A 5,319-nucleotide genomic window follows, 5' to 3' on the forward strand; every position below is an offset into this window, starting at 1 on the left:
CCCATTGCGAGCCAGCTTTTTTCGTGTCCTTCTTGTTGTCGTTCTCGGAATGTTCCGTAGAGGAGTAGTACTACAATCCAGCCTCCAAAGCGTAGTACGCTATCTTTTGTGTGTCCGCTTGAGGCGATGGTTGCTGCGAGAAGGAATGCAAGACAGTAGTAGAGGACTTTGCTTGTGGTAAGTCCTTCTCCATCTAAGTTGTCAAGGCCGAGTTGTTCTTTGTATTTTTTGAGTACGAAGAGGGTGATGATGAAGACAATGATAAATACAGGTAGTCCGCGTCCTTGTTCTCCTACGCGTAGGATGGGATGTTTGCAGACTTTTTCTCCGTTTATCGTTCTTTGATAGCCGTGTTCAAGTTTTACAGGTTTAGTGAAGAAGCCTTTTTCGTTAAGGGTGCAACCATCTCCCCCGAAGAGGTATTCTTTTGTATCTTGTACGAAGGGCTTTTTCCAGATGTATTCATCGTGCGGTGTTGTTTGCACAACGACGATAATTGCTAGGATGAAGAAGAGTACGTAGTAGAAGTACTTCGTATTGTCCTCCCCTGAGGATTGCCTTCCTTTTTCAAGCCAGAGTCCTCCTAGTATGATAAAGAGAATGCCGACAACTGCGTAGTTTGCAAGACGTTCTTTTGAGAGGAAGTTATCGATGGATTGGCTAAGTTTTCCTCCTACACTGAAGTATTTTGAGTTTGATTGTGCTTGCGCTGTTTGTGCGAGGAGTCCTATGATGAAGATTGCTATGAGGAGTGTGAAGAGGAGTTTTTTATTCATCCCATCACCTCCTTGAGTGTTTTATCATCAACCGTGTCAAAGGTCATGCCTGTGTAGTAATAGAAGGCAAAGTCTTGGAGAACTGAAAGTGCTATGCTGAACTGTTTTGCATCTCTTTTGACAAGGCCGACTTCCATGAGTCTTTCAAGAAGTGATTTGGTAACTGGTGCTGATCGGTTGATTTTGAGTGCGAGTTCGCTTAGGGTTATGTTTGCACTAAGCGCTAAGTGTTTCATGACCACTTCCAGAAGCGATGCTCCCCTTGCGTTTGCAATGCCTGACTCGAGCAGGCGTAAGAGGTATTGGTGAAGGGGGTGTGTTTGTGTGATAAGTGCCCGTATGTAGTCTTGTTTGGTGGATTCTTTGGTGAAGTAGGTGAGTGCTGCGGGGTATCCTTGGGTGAGTTCGTAGATTTCGTCTGTGCACTGTGCTTCACTTCTTGTAAAGGCAAGGAGTTTTTTCGTGGGTATGGGAAGTTTGAGATCTTGTGAGGTGGTGAGTTTGAGTTTTTTGGGTAAGTGTGCAAAGAAGAGTTTTGTTGCTGAGGTGATCTCTTTGTAGTTGTTGAGGCTTTGGATTGCGTCGAAGTTGTCTATGAGAATGGTGTTGAATTGTTGTGAGAATTGGAGTGCGATTTTGACGAAACGCTCGTTGCTGGGTTTTTTCTTTTCAAATTCTGCGCTGAGCTCTTCGATAAGTTCTTTTCCTGGAACGTCAAGTGTTTTGAGGTAGTCAAGATCGCTAAAGAGTGGTTTTTCTTTGAGGTGTCTTTGGAGGTGTGAGAAGAGCAAGGAGCCAATGTAGTCTATGGCGAATTGGTCTGGGCTCATGCCTATGCGTGAGAAGTCGACATAGCACACTGGCTCCTTGAGGCGTTGCGAAAATTGATAGAGAAGCGTTGTTTTTCCAAATCCGGGTGGTGCTACGATGCATGCGTGGGTGTGCGAACTAAGGAAGTCTAGGTAGTCGTTTCGTTGCACCTCTTTTTTTACCATTTGGTATAAATGCGAGGTGGTGTATTTTTTTATAAATGTTCCGTATTTGTAGTGTAATTCTTTAAAATGCACTCCAAAATCCGCCCAAACCAAAAAATACCAAATGGCATAATTTTAATTGAATAATTTATTTAATGGTATTAATACCAAACGGTATAAACCATGATTCTCAAAAAAAAATAATCGGAATATATACCAAATGGTATTAAACAGTTGATAAAAAAAAAGACTTACTTAATCTCAACCCGAGTACCAACAGCCTGGCCAGGCATCCCTTTTTCAAAAAGCACGCGCAACGCTCCTTTGTTTCCATGAGCAGCACGCACCTCACCCTTGATCTCTTTACCTGCAGAGGTTTTCCACACAACAGTTTTACCAACCATTTTTTGAGCGGTTTCCTTGTCAGTGCAATCCTTCATTACGATAATCATCTGATTGCCCGTTTGGACATGCCTACCCATTCTGTAATTTACAATAGTTGCATCCATAGAGGTTCCAAGACTCCGACCTGTTTATAAAGATTGCGGAGAAATTTGGAGAAGAAACCTCCGAAAACAGCACTTAAAAACATATTAGGAAACTAAACCAAACCCACACTCATCCCTAACAAAAGATTTCCCTTCCTCAATACGCTGGGCAACCCCTGAGAGATCCGATATAACCCACTTAGGAGCTTCATCCCCCCTCCCAAGGAGTACGCCATATGTTGTTGATTCTACTTCTTTTAATGCACGCGTTGCAAACATTGCTTGGTCTCGTGCAGAGGCATAAAGAATTACTGCGTCTTGCACATCTCCTGCGCGACTGCAATTGTTAAGAGGACTAAGCTCTAAAAAAAGAGCATTCGCATCATACCATGCATCTTGTGCTTTAAGCTGAGCAATACGTGCTTCAAGAAATGTCTTCATTACAGAATAATCCTTCAACTGCTCTGATAACCCCTGACGCAACATGATAAGTTCAGCAAGATACGCAGCAATGTTCTTCTGATCTATCATCACACCTCCCAAAGATTCCTGAGCATATGACGTTGCAAATTGCTCGTCAAGCAATTGAATTTTTTCCAAGAGCGAAGGAAAACGCATTTCTTCTTGTTCGTGTGTAACGCAACCTACGAGAAAGAAAGCAAAGAACAAGATAAGAAAACCTTTTGCAAGTACCCTCCCCTTCATAACACTCCCACAATAGCACCTTCTTTTTAAAGATTATTCTTACACCATAATCGGTAGTAACAAATATTTTTATAGTTAGAAACCATCTTCTCCACAAGAGTTTGGTTAAGAGGTGAACCCCCTATTTTAAAGCACGATCGCCACGTGGACGAATTGATACAGCAAATCAAGCCAGAATACGACGTGATTGTTCGCAATGTTGCACTGTTCTCCAAACGAAAACGGCTAGTTGCAGAAATTGATGTTCTCGCGTTTAAAGATGGAGTGTGTGACGTGTATGAAGTAAAATGTTCTCACAGAGTATCAAAAGCGAAAAGACAACTGGTAAAAATTAAAAAACTTCTCTCAAAGAATCATTGTGTTGGCGAGGCGTTTTTCTACTGTGGAGCATCACAACTCTTAATTCCCCTCTCCAAGCAACAGTTGCGACTAAGAAACTGCAAGCCATACTAAAAAGAAAAAAATGCACAGGGTCTAGAGAAAATAGAGTATGGTTGGCAGTAATAAACAACCCATGCCGAAATGTTTAGGAACTCCCAACGCATTAATAACAATTCCCGCCGAAGTTGCAAGCAATAAAACAAACACTCCTTGCCAAGAGCCAAGAAAAAAAGTGACCAACACAATCAACACGATAACGCCAATCACAACTTTCTTGTAAGGTAGTATGTTCATTAATAGACTTGCTCGTCGTGCTATGAATAGCGTAACAAAAACACACATTGCACCAACGATCACTGACACGATAAAAAAATACGCCAGGTCAAAAAACGTGATGGACTTAACAAGAGTATTTATGGCAACAATGCTTCCATTACGTGCTTTATCTAAGGTGTAAAAAGTAATAAGACTAATAACGAAGTTGACCGTGTTGAGCGCTCCTGTCAAGATAAGAAAACCTTCCGAAGTGATTTCTTTGAAAAACTGTAACGCAAGAACTGCTCCTTGTGCGGGTCCAAGTCCTGGAAATATCGCAGTGCATACCCCTGCAAGTGTTCCAGCACCCAGCGCCTTTGCTTGCTCTCCCTTGGAAATAGCAGGCAGGTGAAGCGTTTGTAGAGGAAACGTAGAAGTCTCAAAAAAACTTACCAACAACAAAGAAACGCCAAACAAACCTGAGAGCAAAGGCATCAGCGGTTCTTGTACCGAGGAATTAAGCACAACATACCCCAAAATACCTGCAAGAAAAAAAGCAAGAGTACTTTTGACAATACGTTTTGAGAGAACTATCATAAGCGCAACTAATACGACGAGCAAATAGCCCAAGAATTCTTTAGTACTAGATACGAGAAAAGGAATAAGTTTGAGAAGAGGAACTATCAACAACACGCAAAGCAAGAGCGCGAAAAAACTTCCAACAACTGTCCAATACACAGCAGCATATCCTTGACCTTTATGAAGTAAACGATGGCCCGGAAGCATGCTTGCAGCATACGCAGCATCAGGTGCGCCTAAAAAAATACTGGGAATAGCGTCAACAAAACTATGCGTTGTTGACATCGCTATAATGAAAAGGACGAGCGAGAGTAAAGAAGTGTGTTGCAAAAGAAAAGGTGAAAAAGTAACAAGAAGTGTTGAGACTAAGTTAATATGAATACCTGGTATGAGACCTGTGATAATGCCTGCAAGGATGCCGAGCACTAAGATGAGGATAAGTTCAAATTGCACATGCTAAAAACAATCCGTGTGTTAAATAAGGTTTACAAGAAAGAATTGTAAACTTTTCACAAATCTTTGAACAAAATTTTTTGAAAAGGCTGACTATGGTTACACAAGAAGAATAGCTTCCAAAACATCTCTTGGATTTTTGGTAAAGACATATTTGAGCCAGTTGTCAGGTCCCCAATCATTAAAGGGAAGCGGTTTGAAATGCTCTTTGTCATACACTAAAATCGCATTTTTTGCATACATCAAAGCAGTGTAGGCATCCCCAATAAAGATTCCCCTTGAAGGGTCAAAGGGTTGGTAATCAACTCCTGTTGAAAGCACTGTTGTTATATCCCTTACATAACAACCCCTAAAAACATGATGGGGAAAAGAACTGCGTAATCGCTCTTCATTATCTCTTGAATACATGTAAGGACCGCCACCACTCAAAAAATTCTTAAAAACGATATCCCTTGGAACAATGTCCTTTGGAGTATTCTGCCTTGATTGATCATATAACACCTTAATCATCCCTGTGCAGGAGATGTTATACAAGTTAGATTTCATAAGTGTTTGCCAAAAGAGTTTTAAATATGGGGTGAACTAGTTACCAAGATGACAGAAAAAATCCATTGTAAACATATTCTTGTGGGCTCTCGCCCTGAAGCTCAAGACATTCTTGAAATGCTTAAAGATGGTGCGCAGTTTGAGGCCATTGCAAGGGAGCGA

At 41.4% G+C, this 5,319-nt stretch carries 8 protein-coding genes; 2 read left to right on the forward strand and 6 right to left on the reverse strand.

The window, feature by feature from the left end; all coding sequences use genetic code 11:
• From D6774_04105 to D6774_04120, 4 genes are all read right to left on the reverse strand, one after another.
• A partial coding sequence (locus D6774_04105; GenBank protein RME77532.1) for a hypothetical protein occupies positions 1-776 on the reverse strand: 776 nt, incomplete at its 3' end.
• Positions 773-1,771 carry a hypothetical protein gene (locus tag D6774_04110; protein ID RME77533.1) on the reverse strand — a complete coding sequence of 333 codons (999 nt, stop codon included), beginning with the start codon at positions 1,769-1,771 and terminating at the stop codon, positions 773-775. The genes D6774_04105 and D6774_04110, both read right to left, overlap by 4 nt.
• Before the next feature lie 230 nt (positions 1,772-2,001).
• Positions 2,002-2,259 (reverse strand): 50S ribosomal protein L35ae, encoded by a 258-nt coding sequence (locus D6774_04115; protein RME77534.1) that lies wholly within the window; start codon positions 2,257-2,259, stop codon positions 2,002-2,004.
• Positions 2,260-2,343: 84 nt separating this feature from the next.
• A complete protein-coding gene (locus D6774_04120) occupies positions 2,344-2,943 on the reverse strand; it encodes a hypothetical protein (GenBank protein RME77535.1) in 600 nt (199 codons plus the stop codon).
• Positions 2,944-3,096: 153 nt separating this feature from the next.
• Between D6774_04120 and D6774_04125 the strand changes: the two genes are divergently transcribed.
• Positions 3,097-3,396 carry a hypothetical protein gene (locus D6774_04125; protein RME77536.1) on the forward strand — a complete coding sequence of 100 codons (300 nt, stop codon included), beginning with the start codon at positions 3,097-3,099 and terminating at the stop codon, positions 3,394-3,396.
• A 21-nt stretch (positions 3,397-3,417) separates the two neighbouring features.
• On the opposite strand, the gene D6774_04130 is transcribed toward D6774_04125, so the two are convergent.
• Entirely contained in the window at positions 3,418-4,611 is a 1,194-nt protein-coding gene (locus D6774_04130) for a hypothetical protein (protein ID RME77537.1), read from the reverse strand.
• Between the two features lie 99 nt (positions 4,612-4,710).
• Positions 4,711-5,019, reverse strand: coding sequence for a hypothetical protein (locus tag D6774_04135; GenBank protein RME77538.1), 309 nt, complete (start codon positions 5,017-5,019; stop codon positions 4,711-4,713).
• A gap of 186 nt (positions 5,020-5,205) precedes the next feature.
• Between D6774_04135 and D6774_04140 the strand changes: the two genes are divergently transcribed.
• On the forward strand, positions 5,206-5,319 hold a 114-nt coding region (locus tag D6774_04140; GenBank protein RME77539.1), incomplete at its 3' end, for a peptidylprolyl isomerase.

The organism is Candidatus Woesearchaeota archaeon, assembly GCA_003695435.1.
Taxonomy (GTDB): Archaea; Nanobdellota; Nanobdellia; order Woesearchaeales; family UBA11576; genus J101.

Bases quoted from the DNA above. Each gene is read 5' to 3' on its own strand.
- D6774_04110 (RME77533.1), bottom strand. From the start codon at position 1,771: ATGGTAAAAAAAGAGGTGCAACGAAACGACTACCTAGACTTCCTTAGT.
- D6774_04115 (RME77534.1), bottom strand. From the start codon at position 2,259: ATGGATGCAACTATTGTAAATTACAGAATGGGTAGGCATGTCCAAACG.
- D6774_04120 (RME77535.1), bottom strand. From the start codon at position 2,943: ATGAAGGGGAGGGTACTTGCAAAAGGTTTTCTTATCTTGTTCTTTGCT.
- D6774_04135 (RME77538.1), bottom strand. From the start codon at position 5,019: ATGTATTCAAGAGATAATGAAGAGCGATTACGCAGTTCTTTTCCCCAT.